Genomic DNA, 17,621 nt, shown 5'->3' with positions numbered 1-17,621 from the left:
AGTGTTCCTGTTTAAAAAACGACGTTGACGGCGAACTGTGGTGCCACGCGAATGCCTGTATTGTGGCCAGCGTAATAAATGGATGCCCCCGTGATGAGGCCGATAGACGAGTTGAAGTTATATTCAACAGCTGGGTCAACCTGCCAGTCCCCTGAAGACGTGCCGATTTTCTTCAAATAGCTGCCGTTCTGCGTCGTGCCCCAAATTTTTGACCCATTGGCCCAATCCCGCGCGACATCTACGGCAGCAACCCACCGGCGCGTTATGCCGTATTCAAGGGAAAAACCGGCTTGGCCGCTCATGCCAGGTCTGCCGCGGCCCTGAAAGCCGGTTGTGGTGGCGTAGGTTGTGCGGTCGTTAAGCTTGGCCGCATTCAACGCATGCCGAAACCACCCCCACGTGCGCACCCGTAGAGGATGATTGCCCGGCAACGTATAGGATGACTGGCTCAGGAGGGCGGTGCGGAATACATAAGATCCGGTACCCACGCCGTTCTGCGTATTTTGCAGCTTATTGTAGTCACCTGTTGGGAACACAACACCCGCAAAAATATTGAAAGAGGGAATATAGCGCTTTTGATTGCCGTCAATAAAGCGCCAGATCAGGTCCACCGGGAAGTCACCGAATTTTGGGCCGTTGGAGTGGCCTTGCGAGTTCTTCCACCCGTAAGACACCACGGTGTGGGCCTGTATGCTCAGGCTTTCCGTCAGGCCGTATTTCCAGAGTGTGGAGTTGCTGAAAAGCTGCTGTCTGGGGTGCTGCGGCTGGCTCACGCCTGCGGCATCAAAATATCCTACGGGGAGAGAATAGGTGAAATAAGGCTCAATCGTGCCTTGGCCGGCATGGTTTTTGGCCGGAGCAGGGGAAAGGAGCGAGCCTGTGTACCATTGCTCAGCCTGTGCTACATCATAAACACAGGCTAAATATAAAATAACACTTCCTGCACAGGTTAAAAGTCTTGTTTTCTTAAGTGATGAAAGAAAGTAGAGCATTTCTGTTTCAAGGCCAGTGCAGGATACGGAAATTCGATACGAATGTGTTATAAATACAGAACGATACGATAACGAACCGTAATAATAATCAAAACACGGGGGCTTTTACATACCAAAATGGAAATTTCGCAATACGAAAAAGAAGAAAAAATTTCACATTTTGACCTCGGACGGGTTTTTCTCTATAGGTTCGTTCTTTGTGCAGAATGTTCATAATCGAATGACACTATGGTAAAGGGAATGCGGATGGGCGCTGCGACACACCCAGGCAATACACGTAAGAGAACAGTCGCCATTCTGGTGGCGTTGCTTCTTGGTATTGTAAGCGGGCTTGCTGTTCATTCTTTCCTGCCAGCCTACATCCATACGGCGGAGCAGGTGTCATCCCTGCTGACCGGGTTGTTTCTGCGCTTGATCCGTATGGTCATCGCACCGCTGGTCTTTGCCACGCTGGTGAGCGGTATTGGAAAGCTGGGGGATCAGAGCCTTGTCATGCGCGTGGGTGGCAAAGTGCTACTCTGGTTTGTGGCCATGTCCTTCCTGTCTTTGACCATCGGGCTGCTGGGGGCCAATCTGCTTCAGCCTGGCTTGGGCTTTACACCGGACCACGCTGCGGATGTGTCAGGGCTTAAGCACCCGTTCCAACCCATTGATTTTATTTTGCATATTGTCCCGACCAGTATTCTGGATGCTATGGGGCGGAACGATATTTTGCAGATTGTTGTTTTTTCCGTTCTATTTGGTTTGGCGCTACCCGCAGCCGGCACTGCGGGGAAAACCATGCTGGGATGGTCAGAAGAACTCGCAAAAATCATGTTGCGCATGACCGATATGGTGATGGTGACGGCACCTCTGGCGGTCTTTGGTTCCATCATGGGCAGTCTGGCCCATAGTGGGCTTGGAATGCTGCTTCAGTTTGGCCGTTTCCTTGCGGAATTCTACGGCACCATTTTTTTCCAGTGGATGGTGCTGACGGGCATTACATTCTGTGTGTTGGGCACGCGCATCAAGGACCTGATCCAAAATCTTGTGCAGCCGGTTCTGCTCGGTTTTTCTACTGCCAGTAGTGAATCTGCCTATCCGCTCCTGCTTGAAAAACTGGAAGATTTTGGCGTGCCTGCCCGGATTGGTGGGTTCGTGCTGCCGCTGGGTTACAGCTTTAATCTGGACGGCTCCATTCTGTTCCAGTCCTTCGGTGCCATGTTTATTGCGCAGGCTTATGGCATTCATCTGGCATGGACCCAGCAGTTGCTGATGGTGCTTGTCATGATGCTGAGCAGTAAGGGTATTGCCGGTGTGCCCCGTGCCTCTCTTGTTACGCTGGTGGCGGTTCTGCCGCAGTTTGGTTTGCCTGAGGCGGGGATTGCCCTGATTCTTGGGATTGACCACTTTCTGGACATGCTGCGCACAGCCACAAATGTGCTGGGTAATGGGTATGCCGCAGCGGTTTCTGCCAAATGGGAAGGTGTATTGTCCAAAGGCCGGACTGAGGACGCAATCTGAGATGATGCCAAAGCAGAGACGGTGCGAAGAGAGTGCTGCCCGAGGCATGGGGCGCAGGCGGTGGCTTTGTTCTGTGGTAACAGGCTTGTGCCTGGCATCAGCCATGGTATCAGCCACGTTTGCTGCACAGACTGCTCCGGAGGCCCCTATGTCAACAGCCACTCATTCACGCCCACGCGTTCTTATTCTGGCCACGGGTGGAACAATTGCCGGTAAGGCTGATGCAAGGTCTGCAATCGGGTATGATGCAGGGGGCGTTAGCGGTCAGGACCTGATTGCGGGCGTGCCGGGACTGGACAAACTGGCGACCTTGCATGTGGAGCAGATTGCCAATATCGGCTCCCAAAACATGAACGATGGTGTCTGGTTTGCTCTGGCAAAACGGATAAAAGCGGCATTTGCGGCCCATGAGGCTGATGCCGTTGTGGTCACGCACGGCACCGATACTATGGAAGAGACGGCTTTCTTCCTCCAAACGGTTCTGAAAAGCGCTTCTCCCGTTGTTGTTACGGGTGCTATGCGGCCGAGTACGGCCATAAGTGCTGACGGGCCAGCCAACCTGTATGAAGCTGTTAAAGTGGCAGTTGCACCGCAAGCCAAAGGGCGAGGGGTTATGGTGGTGTTGAATGACACCATTCACGCTGCCCGCTGGGTTACCAAGGTTAGCACGACAGATGTGCAAACCTTCCACTCCATCAATGCAGGCCCCATTGGCTATGTAGACCCTGCGTCCGTACGGTTTCTGACACCAGCCGTGCAAGCAGAGGCCGCTGTGCCGGACCTGACACACGCCGAGGGCAAGCTGCCACGTGTGGAAATTATTTATGGCCATAGCAACATGGATGCCCGCCAGGTAGACCATGCTATTGAAGATGGTGCCCGCGGCATTGTTTTGGCTGGTATTGGGGATGGCAACGCATCTGATGAGGCTCTGGCAGGGCTGGATCGTGCAGTTGCCAAGGGCTTGCTGGTGGTGCGCGCCAGCAGGGTAGGGAGCGGGCTGGTGAACCGGAATGTTGAGGTCTCGGACGATACCCACGGCTATGTGGTGTCTTACGACCTTAACCCGCAAAAGGCCCGCATTTTGCTACAGGTACTTATTGCGGGTGGCGTGACGGACGTGCACGCCGTGCAGGCGGCTTTTGGGCAGGGGCTCTATTAAAAAATAGCGCGTGCAAGCGGGCAGGATTGTACCGGGCATTTGTCCTGAACATGAAACTATTTGGCGCGCAGGCTCTGGGTGGGTATACACCGGCAACGCCCCAGCAGCACCGAGGAATGAATGGCCGGACTCTCTGCACGTATAGGTCAGGTTTTTGACCGCTATTTTCAGGTTTCTGCGCGAGGGTCCAGCTTTGGCCGGGAGATTATAGCCGGTATTACAACATTCGGGGCGATGGCCTACATCATGGCGGTGAACCCGGACGTGCTGTCTGCTGCCGGGTTGGATAAAAACGCCATGGTCATGACGACCATTGCCGCGGCTGTTTTTGGCTCGTTGTTAATGGGAGTGTGGGCCAGACTGCCGATAGCCTTGGCGCCGGCCATGAGCAGCAATGTCATTTTTGCTCAGGTTGTCGTGGTGCGTATGGGCGTACCGCCTGCGGTTGCCTTTACAATGGTGCTGTTTGGCGGGTTGGCTTTTCTCCTTCTGTCCCTGACCCAATGGCGGCAGAAAATTATTGCCGCGTTCCCTATCCCCGTGCGGATGGGTATTCATTTTGCCATTGGGGCCTTTATTGCGCATATCGGCATGGTGGCAGGTGGCCTGGCCGTCAAAAGTAACGAAGGTCTGTCTTTTGGCAGCCTGACTGACCCGGCGGTCATACTCAGTATAGCCGGTGTTTTTCTGGCTGTGGTCCTGCGCTGGTCAAGGGTGCCAGCGGCCATGCTGTTCTCTATTATTGCCATCACAATAGCAGGCTGCTTTGTGCCGCATAAAGGCGGCGGCCTTGTTACCAGCCTGCCAGCACATTGGGCAGAATGGCCACATTACCCGTGGCACATGCTCTTCCCCTATGACTTTAAGGGCTTTTTCTCGCACTTCTTTATGGTGTTGCCTGTCACCTTGTATTTTTTCCTTGGTGATTTTTTTGATGCCACGGGCACCATGATGGCAGTGACCCAGCGGTCCGGCCTGAAGGATAAAGACGGTAAACCTCTGCTTGGGCAGGCTGCGTTTGCCTCTGATGCGACTGCGAGTGTCGTCGGCTCCGCACTGGGGACATCCACTGTCTCAGCCTATCTTGAATCTCTGGTTGGCGTTGAGGCCGGAGGGCGCACAGGGCTTGTGGGGCTGACTGTGGCTGTTCTGTTTGCGGCGTCCTCTTTTCTGTGGCCCCTTATTACGTCTGTGCCCGCTATTGCGACGGCGCCTGTTCTTATTTTGGTGGGGCTGGGGATGCTCGGCGGCCTGACTGACCTGCGTGATATGTCTGCCCAGGATAAAGCTGTACCGCTGCTCATGGTGCTGGTGACCGTCATGACGGGTGACTTCATGATCAGTCTGGCATTGGGGCTGCTGCTTTATACCGTGCTGGTGTGCGCGCGGCGGGAGTGGAAAGAGCTTAGCATCATGCTGATGGGGCTTGATGTCGTGTTCCTGGTTTATCTTTTCATTTCCTCCCGGATGGGCTGACCTGTGCCGGGGTGGCTGGTGACGTGGTTTAAAACCTGTTAGGCAAAACCAGCTTTATTGGCTTTGACTGCAAAGCCTTAATCTGCAATTGTTATGATATCGATACTTTTGGGGCGTTCTTAATGCTGAAAACAGGCCTTTCACTTCTTGCTGGCGGTCTAATGGCTTGCTCTGTTCTGACCGGCTCAGCTCTGGCTGCGTCAGATGGTGCGGCGGTGTACAGCACCAACTGCTCCGTATGTCATCAGGCTGGTGGCGTGGGTATGCCGGGGCAATTTCCTGCCCTTAAGGGGCGTATTGATAAAATTGCCGCCACACCGGAAGGCAAAGCCTATCTGGCAGATGTGGTAATCAATGGTTTACATGGCCCCATTCAGGCCGGTGGTGCAAGCTATGTGGGCTTCATGCCGTCTTTCAAAGGATTGCCAGATGATGATCTGGCGGCTGTGTTGTCTTACCTAACGACTCTTGGTGGCACGGCACAGACCATAACGGCTGATGACATCAAGGCCGCTCGTTCAAAACCGAAAAAGGGTGCCGAGATGATGGCTGAGCGTAACGCGCTGAACGCGGCTCATCCCATTCCCTGAGCATTGTACCTTTTGACTATTAAGCGGAAAGGCCCCCTTCAAACCAAAAATTGAAGGGGGCTTTTTTGTCGCTGGGATCTGTCGGTGCCCGTCCGAGTCAGGTGTCGGACGCGCCCAGCAATTTTTCCATTTCCCGTATGACAGACTGTGTTACATAGGGTTTACGGATGACCGGGACATCTTCAAAGCCCGCAGGGATCATGGAGCGGTCTGCATAGCCAGTGGCAAAAAGAATAGGGACTTGCTTTTTGCGTAGTAGGGCCGCGATGTCTGCCGAGGTTTCATCACCAAGGTTGAGGTCAAGCAATGCGATATCCGGCACGCGCTGGGTTATGGCCTGAACGCCTTCATAGACAGACGCAACAGTCTGGACCTGAGTGACGCCGTTTTCAGCTAGAGCCTGCTCAATATCCATGGCAATCAACAACTGGTCTTCAACAATCAATACGGATGCCTGCGCCAGCAGCCCTTTGCTTTGGGTGTTGACCGTCGGAATTTCCGTCATTGTGTTCATCGGGCTTTCCTCGCGTGTTACCAGTGCAGCATGGCGTCTTGGTAAGTCAAAACGAATAAAGAGCCCGTTGGTTCTAAACTCTTTTGTGGTTTTGCCCCCTAATTCATGCGGAATGGCGCGATCAACCAGAACAGACCCAAACCCTTTACGTGTTGACGCTTTGACGGAGGGGCCACCACTTTCCTGCCACGTCAGCACCCAGTTCTGGCTGTCTTCATCAAACCACCACTGGACATGGAGTTTGCCTTCCCTGCGGGAAAGCGAGCCATATTTGGCAGCATTTGTTGCCAGTTCATGAATGACAAGGGCTGAGACGGAAAGTGCGCGGCCGGTAAGCCATATATCCGGCCCGCTTAACTGTATGGTGTCTGCCTCAAGCCGATAGGGTTCCAGTTCAGCCTCCAGCAACGGACGCAGCAAGCCACCGCCGTCAGCGCGTACAACCTGATCATGCGCCTGAGCCAGCGCGTTGACACGCGCCTTGAGAATTTGGAAATGTTCCTGAGCACTCCGGTCTTCCGGCACCGGGCGAGCCATAAGGGACTGCACGACTGCCAGAATGTTTTTGACCCGGTGGCTCAGCTCTTCGTTCAGCATACGTTGCCGTACATCGGCCTCAGCACGTTCCTTGAGCTGCTGCTGGTGATAAGCGCCCATCACCTCAATTAAAGCGGACCGCAAGAGGCTTGCGGCTTCAAGGTCGTTCGCGGTCCAGGGGTAGGCGCGCTCCTGCACCTGCTCTTTCCAGATGGCGAAACTGGTGCGGGGTGTCAGGCGTGGGCCATGCGGGCCGGATTTATAGGTCTTGTTGGGGTCACCGCCCCAGTTCAAGGTCTGGATTATTTCTTTGCGGAACAGAAAGAGGTAATCCGCAGGTTGGGGTGAAATGGGGATGACCAATACGCCAGCTATGTCTGGCAACAGGTCACGCGCCCACTCAAATGTTTCGCACAGATGGGTGGTGTGCCACACCTGATGGGCCGCGAGGGTGCCTGCCGCACGGGCAAGCTCAGCCACAATTTCCGGTTTGTTGGGGGTCAGGCCGTGGGATGTCCAATCCTGATCAATCCAGAGGCCAATGCCATCACAGGGGACAAGCGGCTCCAGATCCGCAATACGGCTGCGGAGATAGGATGGCATATTGCTCATGGAGACTGAGTCGCGCAGGAAGTTCTCAATGAGGGTGTGGGTACGCTGTGTTACCAGAAGGCGACCGGTACGCAGCAGAACCACAATCCGCAGCGCCACGAATTCCCCAAACATTTTGACAATGACACGTTCGGCAAGTGTCAGGTTTTTAGGTGAATAGTTATGGCAGGCAATCATGCCCCACAACTCACCATCCACAATCAGGGAAATGGACATGGATGCCCCAACACCCATGTTTGTCAGATATTCGCAGTGGATAGGGGACACGCTCCGCAGTTGGGAGAGCGACATATCCAGCGGTTCAGCGCCGGGCACTTCTTCCAGCATGACCGGTGTGTAAGAGGCATCCCCAATAATGCGGATCAGGGCACGGCGGTATAGGTCACGCGCCTGCGCCGGGATATCCGCGCTTGGGAAATGCTGGCCCAAAAAGCTTTCCAGTACGGGGGAGCGTACTTCTGCCACCACCTTGCCGGACCAGTCCGGGTCAAACCGATAAACCATGATCCGGTCATAATGTAGCAGGCCACGCATGAGCTTGACCACCGTGTCAAACAGGCGGGCCAGATCGGCAATGTCCCGAATACGGTCCAGCATCATCCGTAGTTGGCTGATAACGCGCTGGCTTGTTTCTGGTGAGCCTGCGGGCTCACACTCTATGACAACTTCTCTCCCGGAGACATGTACAGATACGTCAAAATTACGTTGTGGCGAGAACGGAATATTAAACAGGTAAGAAGGCCGCTTGAGTGACAAGCTGTTTGTCAGGGCGTTACGAATTTCGTGCAGGGTTTCGCCGGGTAAGTGGTCGGACAACGCACTGCCGGGTTCAATAATTGGAAGGCCCAGCATGTCGGCTGCGTTAGTGGACACGCGGCGGACTGTAAAATGCTCCAGATCGCAGCTTATCAGGCAACCATGGGGCTGAATGCTGCCGGGAATATGAATGGGTTCTTTATCGCAGCTTGTCAGGTCAGCTTGGCCAAATTTAACCATGTTTCTGCACTTCCAGTGCTGCATCAGCACGGTGAACGGCCGCCATGGCATAAGAGAAAAGGCTTAGGGCGGTTTCTATGGCTAATGTGCCGTCAAATTCAGGAGCTTGGTCCAGCACGGTCAGGAAATGCGTCCATTGCTCATTCTCGGCAACCTGCTGGGTGAGGTGGCGCGCGCCAAAGTTGGCTGTCATGCCAAGAGAGGCCGCCTGCCGGACAAGAAGTCTTGCGCCCAGTGAGGCACCTTCAGTGACATACAAGGCACCCAATAGAGAAGACGCATTTGAAAATAGAGGTAACGGCTGGACTGGGGGTGCGGCAAGGCCGAGGTCAGCCAGGTCCTGCTCCATAGCGGCTGCGAGCATGGTTGGCCGCCAGGTGGCAAAATGCTCGGGCCAAATGACCTCATTAACCGCGGACTCAAAGCTTTTGCGTAGCGTGTAAACAGCTAGCAGGTAACGCTTATAGGCTGCCTGAGTGTTAAGCGGCCCAATAAGGGCATCCAGTTCCTGATGGGTGGCCCAAGTGCCTTGGCGAAGGCAGAAACGCCGGGGGGATGGAGACATTTTCTGAGCCGTTTTTGTGAGTGGTTTTATGCAGCAAGACGGAACAGAAAACAGACAGGAACACTTACTCTATTCAACCCCAGCACATATTCATGCATCATGGCAGCAGCGGAACACAAAGGCAACAGGAGGATATGCAAATCCAAACGCAGAGTTTCCTGTGGCCAAGAGGCAATTTTGCACTTTAGTCCAGAAGTGTCCCGAAAATATCTAGAAACGCAACGTTTTGACGTGGAATGCTTTCATTTTCATATCAACACGTTTGTGTGACAGATACCTTCGGCCTGAAAATAAATAACATATTAAATTTGGGACGCTTTGAGTGCCTTCTGGCGTATTTTATACGCCATAAATAGAAAGCTGCACGCCGCAAGCGCGGCAATGAGGTCTATGAGCTGTTCAGTAGTCCCCGTTACAGGCGTTGCGGAGAGTTGGGTGCCGTATATGGCCCATAGGTTGGAGAGGGGAATACCAAGCGTAATAAGGCCACAAAAGCCAAGCAGGTGCCAGCTTGCATAGTGCGGTTTTCTTATAAAAGCCCATGCGACACAAAGACTAAAAACGCTGTAATACAGTATGACGCTGCTTACGTCCGGTGATTGATTGTAATGAGACAACCAGCGGGCAGCTAAAACGATTGCAGAAATACCTGCAATACAACCACTTGTAACGCCTACGGTCAGAGAGCTTAAAATTTTATGAGATAATTTAGGGGGCGTCTGGGCTGCTTGAGTTCCTTTTTTGCGTCGTGTTTCCAGCCACAAAATATTTCCCGAGTAAAAAATGAAAGCCCCGGAGGCACCGAGTACGAAATAAGCCCACAGCATTGCTGTGCCACCAAAGCTGCCAAAATGCAGTGCAAAAAAGCTCGTCAGCAGAGCAGAGCTGGTGGGCTGCAAGCCGGGCATATAGTCCTTCTGCGTGATTGCGCCTGTATAGGCGTCCAATGTGACGAAACCACCTGCCAGTGAGCGCATGGGGTGATGGAGGTCCATACCGTGAACTTGCGTAATAAGAGAGCCATGTGGGCCAGCTTGAGCAGAAACGGATGTTGGTTGGAAATTGGGAGCCTGTGCTTTCAGGGCGTTCAGTAATTCTGGCGGGCTTAACACATGCTCGGTTTTGCTGGTGGGGGTGGCAGGAGGCCTTGCTGAGGCGAATGTTTTGTTGAGGTCATGATGATAAAACAAAGCATCTTGTGCTGCATAAAAGACATCATGAAAGGCAAAGGTTACTGAGGTGAGGGCGATGATAAGATGAAATGGAAGACTGAAAACACCTAAGACGTTGTGAATATCCAGCCACATTTTCTTTTTGTTTGTTCCAACGCGGACAGCAAAAAGATTTTTTTTAAGGCCCGGCAGAAAAATAATAAGGCCCGTTATTAGTGCCAGCCCGTAGAGCAGCGCTACCCACCCCATGATGAATTCTGAAACTGTATGGTTAAAGGGTAGCCCGATAGTCTGATGAATTTTGTTAATGATTTCTCCAGTATGGGCGGGATTAATTTTTTGAACCTGAAGTGTGTTCGTATCATCCAGAAACGCTGTGAATGCTGACGCGCCTTCGTTCTTCCGGCCATGTCCGCCTGCGTAACCAATGAAGGCGCTTTTGCTGCCGTCTGCGTCCATCAGCGTGAGTGTATAGTTTTTTAAAAGATCGCTTCTTTGCTCCTGTATTTTTGTCAGGAGAGCTGGCGTGTCCTGCATGGGGGCAGGGTGCAGAAAGTCATTTTGCACCCATTGATCTATAGCGGGTGAAAACATGGTTATGGCGCCTGCATAAAACGCAATAAACAGGAATAAGCCGCAAACTATGCCAACCCACGTGTGTATTTCTTTGTAGAGGAGAACAAGGCTTGTATTGATTTTCATGAGTTTAGACGTAGCCAGCAATGAAGAGGATGAGAGCAAGCGTGCTCATGAAAAACCATGCGCGATAAGCGGTGGAAAACAGAAAGCAGACTGAAACACAGGCGAGCCACAGTGGCGGCATAACCCACATGGCAAGTTGCACGGTGACAATGGAGCGGGATACAAAAACCTGATTGATTAAAATGCCCGAAAAAGCCAAGGCAACGGCAAAGCCCATGACTACACCAGCCAAGCTTTTGCCGAGCCACCCTTTGAGAGTGTAGAGGTGTGGCTTGGTCATATGCGCCCACCGGCATAGGTGCGGCACAGAGCCATAAACAAAGGAAGCAGGGTGGCGACAATAATAGCCGTGGCGATACTGCACAAAACCGCAATTACGCCTCCCAAAGGAGCATATAAAAACACGAGCCCAAGGCTCCATAATATCAGGGCTATGGGGGCACTCAAACGAAGGGGGCTCGGTGCAGCCAGAAGCCTCTGATTGGGGGAGGTCGTGTAGAGCAGCCCAATGGCAACAGCAGTGCAACTGTAACCCATAAACAGGGCTGCTATGTCACTCATTTTTGTGCACTCAATCTTTGTCAAAAGTTAATAATGATTATCAATATCATAAATGAGCGGAAAGTAAACTGACCAAGGCGAGTTCTGGTAGGTGTTGTGTGCACAGGGCGTGGAAATTGCGAGCTTTTGCTCCCCCCTCAGTTCCGGTATATCACCCTCCAACCCCCAGGCCGACACATGTGACGCGGAGATCTACGGTGAAACAGCAAAAGCCAGTTCTGCTTGATGCAGAAAGCCAAAGCGAAGGATTTCGCCATGCGCGGGAAGCGCGTCGGAATGTGCTGATAGAAGACTATGTAGAACTGATTGATGATTTGTTGGCAGAGGGGCGGGAAGCACGGCAGGTAGATATTGCAGATCGCCTTGGGGTATCCCAGCCTACGGTCGCCAAAATGCTGACGCGGCTGGTGGCGGAAGGATTTGTCACCCGTAAACCGTATCGCGGTATATTTCTGACAGAAGCGGGCGCGACACTGGCTGAATCTGTAAGAGCGCGGCACCAGATTGTAGAGGAGTTTCTGCTGGCTTTGGGGGTTGATGTCTGTACGGCGCGGATGGACGCCGAGGGGATGGAGCATTTTGTAAGTGATGAAACGCTGGAGGCCTTCCGGCGCGCCATGAAAACAGGTCGGCTTGCCCCGTGACGCCGATTGCAGGCAAAGACATGACAGTTTTAAAAACATGTCAATTCTGCGTCTTTCATCTTGCCTTTCGTGCCCCAACGCCATAAGAGGAAGCGCCAATGGTCAGGTGACCTGAGGCAAACCACTGCTATCGGGTGACCCCAACCGCACTTTAGTTAAGGGCTCCCGTGGTATGACGTCTTCCCCATATAGCCGTGTAATTGAAGCCTTGGCGTTTGATGACGTTCTGGTTGTTCCTGCCGCCTCTGAGGTTGTGCCAAGCCAGACCTCCGTCCGTACCCGGCTGACACGCTCCATTGAGTTGAATATTCCTCTGGTTTCCGCCGCCATGGACACGGTAACGGAAGACCAGATGGCAATTGCCATGGCCCAGCAAGGTGGCCTGGGTGTTATTCATAAAAATCTGACACCAGAAGAGCAGGCTGAACACGTCCGTCGTGTCAAACGCTTTGAGTCAGGCATGGTGGTTAACCCCGTGACGGTTGGTCCGGAGCAGACACTGGCTGAAGTACGCGCCATCATGCAGAGCAACGGGATTAGCGGTCTGCCGGTTGTTGAACCAGCAAGCCAGAAGCTTGTGGGTATTCTGACCAACCGCGACGTACGCTTTGCCACAGACCCGAGCCAGCGTGTCTCTGAACTGATGACCCGCGATAATCTGGTGACTGTGCGTGATGGCGCAGACGCTGATACGGCACGCCAGCTTCTGCATAAACACCGGATTGAAAAACTGCTGGTGGTTGATGACGCTGAGCGCTGCGTTGGTATTATCACCGTCAAGGACATGGACAAGGCTGTTGCCTACCCGCTGGCTATCAAAGACAGTTTGGGGCGGCTGCGCTGCGCTGCGGCAACCGGCGTGGGAGAAGATGGTTTCAGCCGTGCAAAACTTCTGGTTGAAGCCGGTGTGGACGTTCTGGTTGTTGATACGGCCCATGGTCATTCGTCAGGTGTATTGCGGGCAGTCGAACGCCTGAAAGCTCTTGATAACTCCATCCAGATTATTGCTGGTAACGTAGCAACCCCGGAAGCGGCTCAAGCACTGATCAACTCAGGCGCTGATTGCGTGAAGATTGGCATTGGTCCGGGGTCAATCTGCACGACACGTATTGTAGCAGGGGTTGGCGTTCCACAGTTCTCGGCGGTGCTCGAAACGGCTATTGCGTGCCATGAACTCAACACACCAGCTATTGCGGATGGTGGTATCCGTACCTCTGGTGACATTGTTAAAGCCATTGGTGCGGGTGCGGACGTGGTTATGGTTGGCTCCTTGCTGGCAGGGACCGAGGAAGCACCGGGTGAGGTGTTCCTGTATCAGGGCCGGTCTTACAAATCCTATCGTGGCATGGGCAGCCTTGGCGCTATGGCGCGTGGGTCTGCTGACCGGTATTTCCAGCAGGAAGTGCGGGATTCCCTCAAGCTGGTGCCAGAAGGTATTGAAGGCCGCGTACCATACAAGGGTAGTATGGCAGCCGTCATTCACCAGTTGGTTGGTGGCCTGAAGGCAGGCATGGGTTACACCGGTTCTGCCGAATTGCCAGACCTTCAGGCGCGCGCCCGTTTCCGCCGTATTACGGGAGCGGGTCTGCGTGAAAGCCATGTGCATGATGTGTCCATCACGCGCGAAGCCCCTAACTACCGTCGGGACTAATATTTAATCATGACACCTTCAGCCCGGCTTTCAGCCTCCATTGACCTTCTTGCCGCTATGGAGGCAACGCCCCGTAAACCAGCGGATGCCGTTGCGAACAGTTTTTTTCGTGAACGGCGCTATATTGGTGGTGGGGACCGCCGGGCAGTCTCAGGCCTTGTCTGGGATATTATGCGGGCTTGGCGCCGGATCGGCTGGCATCTGGCAGAAATTGGGGCACAGGCAACCCCGCGCCTGCTGGTTGCGGCCTCTCTGGTTTTAAAAGGCACAGGGGTGGAGGAGGTAAGCGCTCTTTTTGAAGAAGGGCGTTTTGCTGCAGGGGCTCTCACGCTTAAAGAGCGGGATAGCGTACACGCTCTGGCACGCAGAACCCTTGATATGGAGGACATGCCCCGCGCCGTGAAGCTGGAGCTGCCAGACTGGTTGATGCCGGAACTGGAAGCCACCTTTGGGGACGCGCTTGAGCAGGAACTTGCCGCCCTGTCCGAACCAGCAACGCTGGATTTGCGTGTGAATATGTTGCGCGCAACCCGGCCTGAAGCACAAAAAGCGCTGGCACGGGAAGGATTGCATGCGGAACTGACGCCTCTCTCCCCGTGGGGTTTGCGCTTGAGTGGGCGCTTGCCTGTTACATCTTCTACGCCGTTTCAGGATGGGCGTGTTGAAATTCAGGATGAAGGCAGCCAACTTGTCGCCGCTATTCTGGGGGCTGCCCCCCATATGCGCGTTCTGGATTATTGCGCCGGGGCTGGAGGAAAAACTCTGGCTTTGGCCATGATGATGGAAAACAAGGGGCATATTGCCGCGTGTGACGTTGCGGAAAAACGTCTGGATGGCGCGGTACGCAGGCTGCGGCGTGCGGGTGTTCACAACGTGGAGCGGCATTTACTGACTGCCGGAGATAAATGGGCCAAACGGCGGTCTGGGTCTTTTGACCGGGTACTGGTGGATGCACCCTGTAGTGGTACAGGGACCTGGCGGCGTAACCCGGATGCTCGCTTGCGCACCACACGGCAGGACCTTGATGAATTGCTGGTCAAGCAGGCGCAAATTCTGGATAAGGCAGCAACGCTGGTCAGGCCCGGCGGTCGGCTGGTTTATGCAACCTGCTCCATTCTGTCTGCGGAAAATACACAGCAGATAGACGCATTTCTGAAACGGAATAGTGCGTTTCATCTTGTGCCGTCCGACAGTACGGAACTGCCTGAAAGCCTGAATCAGACGTCTATGTTTGCGCTCACGCCGCATAAAAATGGCACGGATGGTTTTTTTGCAGCCGTGCTTGAGCGGAAAGCTGAGGTTGCACCTGAAGCTGCGGCAGCGGAAAGCTAAAAATACTCCCAGCACTCTGCGACAGAATTTCTCTCTTTTTGGAAACTGTTGCAGAGGCAAGCTCTGTTGTTACAATAAAAACGAATCAGAGCTGCAAAATATACATTTTTTTATAAGAAGAACGCATTTTCAAAAAACCAATTTGTGCATATTCGTGTAAACTGTAGCATCTTGTCTCGCACGATATCCGTTGCGCTGGTTCTGGTTGAGAACCCTCCGCAGCATAGCAGCACATTGGATCACCATGACTGAAAGCGTACTTCTCAGCATCTTTTTTGTCCTGGGCGGCAGCATGCTGGCGCAGTGGACTGCATGGCGGTTCAGGTTGCCAGCCATTGTTCTATTGTTCGCCCTAGGGTTGTTGTACGGCCCGGTGCTGGAAGTTTTGCACCCAACACGCATGATCGGCCCGGCCTTTCACTCTCTCGTCTCGCTCGCTGTGGCGTTGATTGTGTTTGAGGGCGGGCTTGCGTTGGATTTCAGGCAGTTAAAAGAAGCCGGGGAGGGCGTGTTGCGTCTCACCTTGGTGGCGCTACCTATTAATCTTATTCTTGGTACTGTTGCGGCGCATTATATCGGCGGGATGAGCTGGGGCGCTGCTTTTCTGTTCGGGGCGATTATTGTGGTGACCGGGCCGACAGTGGTTCTGCCGTTGCTGCGCAATGCCAAACTGCACCCGCGCGTTGCAGCCTTTCTGCGGTGGGAGGCCATTGTAAACGACCCCATAGGCGCCATTCTGGCAACATTGGTGCTCGAAGTTCTGCTGATGCGCCCGGACGAAGGCTCTGGCACGTTTTTCGGGTTTATTCTGCCGCATATGATTGCCAGTGCAGGGCTGATGATTGCGTTGGGTATCGGTGCGGCGTGGGGCATGCGCTGGCTGTGGGTGCGGGACATGATGCCCGAAGTCCTGAAAATTCCGGTATTGATTACCTCGGCTCTGGTCCTGTTTTCACTGGGAACGCTCGCCATGGATGGTGCCGGTCTTATGGCATCCACTGTTTTTGGTATGGCGCTGGTGAATTTGCGTATTCCCGGTATGGCTGAAATCCAGCGCATGAAGGAAGCGCTGGTAGTGCTGATTGTCTCTATTCTCTTTGTGTTGCTTACGGCTGATTTGCAGCGTGCTGAGCTGGCACATCTGTCATGGTCTATCGGTGCGCTTACGCTGGCCGTGCTGTTTCTTGTGCGGCCATTGGGCATTCTTCTTGCAACAGCACGTTCCAGTATGCCTTGGGCAGAGAGGATCTTTGTTGGTTGGATTGCGCCGCGTGGTATTGTTGCCGCAGCTGTGGCTGGCGTGGCTGGGCTGCGCTTGCAGGATGCAGGGTACCCCGGCGCAGGGCAGGTGATGCCAGCGGTATTTGCCGTTATTGCCTCAACCATGATCCTGCATGGCTTTTCCCTCGCACCTCTGGGTCGTAGGCTTAAGCTCACTTTGTCTGATGAGCCTGCGCTAGCCATTGTTGGGGCAAACGACTGGTCCAGCAAGATGGCCATTGCCGTACACAAAGCGAATGTGCCGGTTCTTCTGGTTGATAATTCCTCGCTTGACCTGACACGCGCACAGGCTGCTGGTGTGCCGGTGCTGCCTGCAGAGGTGCTTTCTGAAGAAGGTGCAGAAAGTCTGGAAGAGCGCCCTGCGGACTATCTGATATGCACAACCCCGGATGCCATTTACAACGGGCTTGTCTGTGCTCATCTCACGCCGCATTTTGGCGGGCAGCGTGTGTATCAGGTCAGTCCCGGCATAGCACGGCTTGACCAGTATCGTGGTCTGAGTCGTGAGGCGAGGGGGAAAGTGCTTGGTGAGCCTTCGTGGAATTTCACCCTGCTTGAAACTCTGGTCAAGGAAGGTTGGCGCTTTATCAACCTCACCGTAACGGACGAAAACAAGGACGCTATTTTTTACGAGGGCAGCAACCTTCTGCCGTTTCTTGTTCTACAAAAAGGCGTCTCCATTACAGTTCTGTCCGCTGAAGATCAGGCGCGGCCGCAGCTTGAAAACGGGCATTGTGTGGTTGCCCTTGTGCCGCCAGATTTTTCAGAGACGTCCTTGTTTCAGGATGCCGCCCATCATGTCGGGGCATGAATAAGAATATGCGTAGCCTGACTGGCTAGTACGGCCAGCAGGTCTGCTTCACTTAGAGCTACGCATCCCTCTGTAGGGGAGCGGTCAGGTCGCTGTTTATGCATGAAAATGGCGGAACCGCGCCCTGCTTGTGCTGGGTCATCATTATAACCGATCACAACGATAATGTCGTACACATCGTCCTCACGCCACAGAATTTCGTGCCGCGCTTCATGGGGTAGGGTCAATTTTTTATTATAATGCGGGGATGTAGGGTCATCGCACCATCCGTCTGTCCGGCTTATGGCTTCTGTCGGCAGGCATGTATGGGGGCGGGCGACTTTATCTGCGCGGTAAAATACGCGGCGGAGGGGGAATAGCCCTAACGGCGTTGCGTGGTCTCCCTCTTGTTTACAAGGGGTTACACCGTTTTTACCTATGACGGCGGTCATGATTTTGTGTCCGCAATGCAGTTGTGCATTGTGGTTACTGCGCGCGACTGGGTGAACGTGTATCATCATAGGGATAACAAAGCCTATAT

At 53.7% G+C, this 17,621-nt stretch carries 15 protein-coding genes; 8 read left to right on the top strand and 7 right to left on the bottom strand.

The genetic code is table 11. From position 1 onward, the window contains the following. Positions 1 to 11: 11 nt before the first annotated feature. Positions 12 to 992: a hypothetical protein gene (locus tag Abci_RS00350; protein WP_244877528.1), complete on the bottom strand. Its 981-nt coding sequence runs from the start codon at positions 990 to 992 to the stop codon at positions 12 to 14. A gap of 246 nt (positions 993 to 1,238) precedes the next feature. On the opposite strand from Abci_RS00350, the gene Abci_RS00345 reads away from it, so the two are divergent. The 4 genes from Abci_RS00345 (at position 1,239) to Abci_RS00330 (ending at position 5,723) form a co-directional block, all read left to right on the top strand. Continuing rightward, positions 1,239 to 2,495 (top strand): dicarboxylate/amino acid:cation symporter, encoded by a 1,257-nt coding sequence (locus Abci_RS00345; protein WP_048837157.1) that lies wholly within the window; start codon positions 1,239 to 1,241, stop codon positions 2,493 to 2,495. 46 nt (positions 2,496 to 2,541) lie between these two features. Continuing rightward, positions 2,542 to 3,657 (top strand): asparaginase, encoded by a 1,116-nt coding sequence (locus tag Abci_RS00340; RefSeq protein ID WP_048837221.1) that lies wholly within the window; start codon positions 2,542 to 2,544, stop codon positions 3,655 to 3,657. Positions 3,658 to 3,777: 120 nt separating this feature from the next. Continuing rightward, positions 3,778 to 5,133: an NCS2 family permease gene (locus tag Abci_RS00335; RefSeq protein WP_048837156.1), complete on the top strand. Its 1,356-nt coding sequence runs from the start codon at positions 3,778 to 3,780 to the stop codon at positions 5,131 to 5,133. Positions 5,134 to 5,255: 122 nt separating this feature from the next. Next, positions 5,256 to 5,723 carry a c-type cytochrome gene (locus Abci_RS00330; RefSeq protein ID WP_048837155.1) on the top strand — a complete coding sequence of 156 codons (468 nt, stop codon included), beginning with the start codon at positions 5,256 to 5,258 and terminating at the stop codon, positions 5,721 to 5,723. Between the two features lie 97 nt (positions 5,724 to 5,820). Here Abci_RS00330 and Abci_RS00325 read toward each other — a convergent pair whose 3' ends face one another. The 5 genes from Abci_RS00325 to Abci_RS00305 all read right to left on the bottom strand — a co-directional run bounded on the left by Abci_RS00325 (position 5,821) and on the right by Abci_RS00305 (position 11,382). Next, the gene (locus tag Abci_RS00325; protein WP_048837154.1) at positions 5,821 to 8,382 is read right to left on the bottom strand and encodes an HWE histidine kinase domain-containing protein; all 2,562 of its coding nucleotides are present in this window, start codon (positions 8,380 to 8,382) and stop codon (positions 5,821 to 5,823) included. Beyond that, positions 8,375 to 8,947 carry a biliverdin-producing heme oxygenase gene (locus Abci_RS00320; RefSeq protein ID WP_052944737.1) on the bottom strand — a complete coding sequence of 191 codons (573 nt, stop codon included), beginning with the start codon at positions 8,945 to 8,947 and terminating at the stop codon, positions 8,375 to 8,377. The genes Abci_RS00325 and Abci_RS00320 overlap by 8 nt, the downstream gene beginning before the upstream one ends. A gap of 302 nt (positions 8,948 to 9,249) precedes the next feature. Beyond that, complete coding sequence (locus Abci_RS00315; RefSeq protein WP_048837153.1) at positions 9,250 to 10,821, bottom strand: PepSY-associated TM helix domain-containing protein; 1,572 nt, start codon at positions 10,819 to 10,821, stop codon at positions 9,250 to 9,252. A 4-nt stretch (positions 10,822 to 10,825) separates the two neighbouring features. After that, positions 10,826 to 11,101 carry a hypothetical protein gene (locus Abci_RS00310; protein WP_048837152.1) on the bottom strand — a complete coding sequence of 92 codons (276 nt, stop codon included), beginning with the start codon at positions 11,099 to 11,101 and terminating at the stop codon, positions 10,826 to 10,828. After that, positions 11,098 to 11,382: a hypothetical protein gene (locus tag Abci_RS00305; RefSeq protein ID WP_048837151.1), complete on the bottom strand. Its 285-nt coding sequence runs from the start codon at positions 11,380 to 11,382 to the stop codon at positions 11,098 to 11,100. Before Abci_RS00305 ends, Abci_RS00310 begins: the two co-directional genes overlap by 4 nt. 197 nt (positions 11,383 to 11,579) lie before the next feature. Here Abci_RS00305 and mntR point away from each other — a divergent pair, with 197 nt between their 5' ends. The 4 genes from mntR (at position 11,580) to Abci_RS00285 (ending at position 17,101) form a co-directional block, all read left to right on the top strand. Then, entirely contained in the window at positions 11,580 to 12,026 is a 447-nt protein-coding gene (mntR, locus tag Abci_RS00300) for a manganese-binding transcriptional regulator MntR (protein WP_048837150.1), read from the top strand. A 172-nt stretch (positions 12,027 to 12,198) separates the two neighbouring features. Continuing rightward, positions 12,199 to 13,677 (top strand): IMP dehydrogenase, encoded by a 1,479-nt coding sequence (gene guaB / locus Abci_RS00295; RefSeq protein ID WP_048837149.1) that lies wholly within the window; start codon positions 12,199 to 12,201, stop codon positions 13,675 to 13,677. A gap of 9 nt (positions 13,678 to 13,686) precedes the next feature. Then, a complete protein-coding gene (locus tag Abci_RS00290) occupies positions 13,687 to 15,009 on the top strand; it encodes an RsmB/NOP family class I SAM-dependent RNA methyltransferase (RefSeq protein WP_048837148.1) in 1,323 nt (440 codons plus the stop codon). A gap of 244 nt (positions 15,010 to 15,253) precedes the next feature. Further along, positions 15,254 to 17,101, top strand: a complete 1,848-nt coding sequence (locus tag Abci_RS00285) for a cation:proton antiporter (RefSeq protein WP_048837147.1) — start codon at positions 15,254 to 15,256, stop codon at positions 17,099 to 17,101. Here the strand turns inward: Abci_RS00285 and Abci_RS00280 are convergent. Next, positions 17,086 to 17,601: a L,D-transpeptidase family protein gene (locus tag Abci_RS00280; protein ID WP_086650208.1), complete on the bottom strand. Its 516-nt coding sequence runs from the start codon at positions 17,599 to 17,601 to the stop codon at positions 17,086 to 17,088. The genes Abci_RS00285 and Abci_RS00280 overlap by 16 nt on opposite strands. Between the last annotated feature and the right edge of the window lie 20 nt (positions 17,602 to 17,621).

The sequence above is a fragment of the Acetobacter cibinongensis genome (genome assembly GCF_000963925.1).
Classification (GTDB): domain Bacteria; phylum Pseudomonadota; class Alphaproteobacteria; order Acetobacterales; family Acetobacteraceae; genus Acetobacter; species Acetobacter cibinongensis.
This window is presented reverse-complemented; position numbering and strand designations above follow the sequence as displayed.

Excerpts from the sequence above, each read along its gene's own strand:
- Abci_RS00350 (WP_244877528.1), bottom strand. The coding sequence starts at position 992 with ATGCTCTACTTTCTTTCATCACTTAAGAAAACAAGACTTTTAACCTGT.
- Abci_RS00345 (WP_048837157.1), top strand. The coding sequence starts at position 1,239 with ATGGGCGCTGCGACACACCCAGGCAATACACGTAAGAGAACAGTCGCC.
- Abci_RS00340 (WP_048837221.1), top strand. The coding sequence starts at position 2,542 with ATGGGGCGCAGGCGGTGGCTTTGTTCTGTGGTAACAGGCTTGTGCCTG.
- Abci_RS00335 (WP_048837156.1), top strand. The coding sequence starts at position 3,778 with ATGGCCGGACTCTCTGCACGTATAGGTCAGGTTTTTGACCGCTATTTT.
- Abci_RS00330 (WP_048837155.1), top strand. The coding sequence starts at position 5,256 with ATGCTGAAAACAGGCCTTTCACTTCTTGCTGGCGGTCTAATGGCTTGC.
- Abci_RS00325 (WP_048837154.1), bottom strand. The coding sequence starts at position 8,382 with ATGGTTAAATTTGGCCAAGCTGACCTGACAAGCTGCGATAAAGAACCC.
- Abci_RS00320 (WP_052944737.1), bottom strand. The coding sequence starts at position 8,947 with ATGTCTCCATCCCCCCGGCGTTTCTGCCTTCGCCAAGGCACTTGGGCC.
- Abci_RS00315 (WP_048837153.1), bottom strand. The coding sequence starts at position 10,821 with ATGAAAATCAATACAAGCCTTGTTCTCCTCTACAAAGAAATACACACG.
- Abci_RS00310 (WP_048837152.1), bottom strand. The coding sequence starts at position 11,101 with ATGACCAAGCCACACCTCTACACTCTCAAAGGGTGGCTCGGCAAAAGC.
- Abci_RS00305 (WP_048837151.1), bottom strand. The coding sequence starts at position 11,382 with ATGAGTGACATAGCAGCCCTGTTTATGGGTTACAGTTGCACTGCTGTT.
- guaB (WP_048837149.1), top strand. The coding sequence starts at position 12,199 with ATGACGTCTTCCCCATATAGCCGTGTAATTGAAGCCTTGGCGTTTGAT.
- Abci_RS00290 (WP_048837148.1), top strand. The coding sequence starts at position 13,687 with ATGACACCTTCAGCCCGGCTTTCAGCCTCCATTGACCTTCTTGCCGCT.
- Abci_RS00285 (WP_048837147.1), top strand. The coding sequence starts at position 15,254 with ATGACTGAAAGCGTACTTCTCAGCATCTTTTTTGTCCTGGGCGGCAGC.
- Abci_RS00280 (WP_086650208.1), bottom strand. The coding sequence starts at position 17,601 with ATGATGATACACGTTCACCCAGTCGCGCGCAGTAACCACAATGCACAA.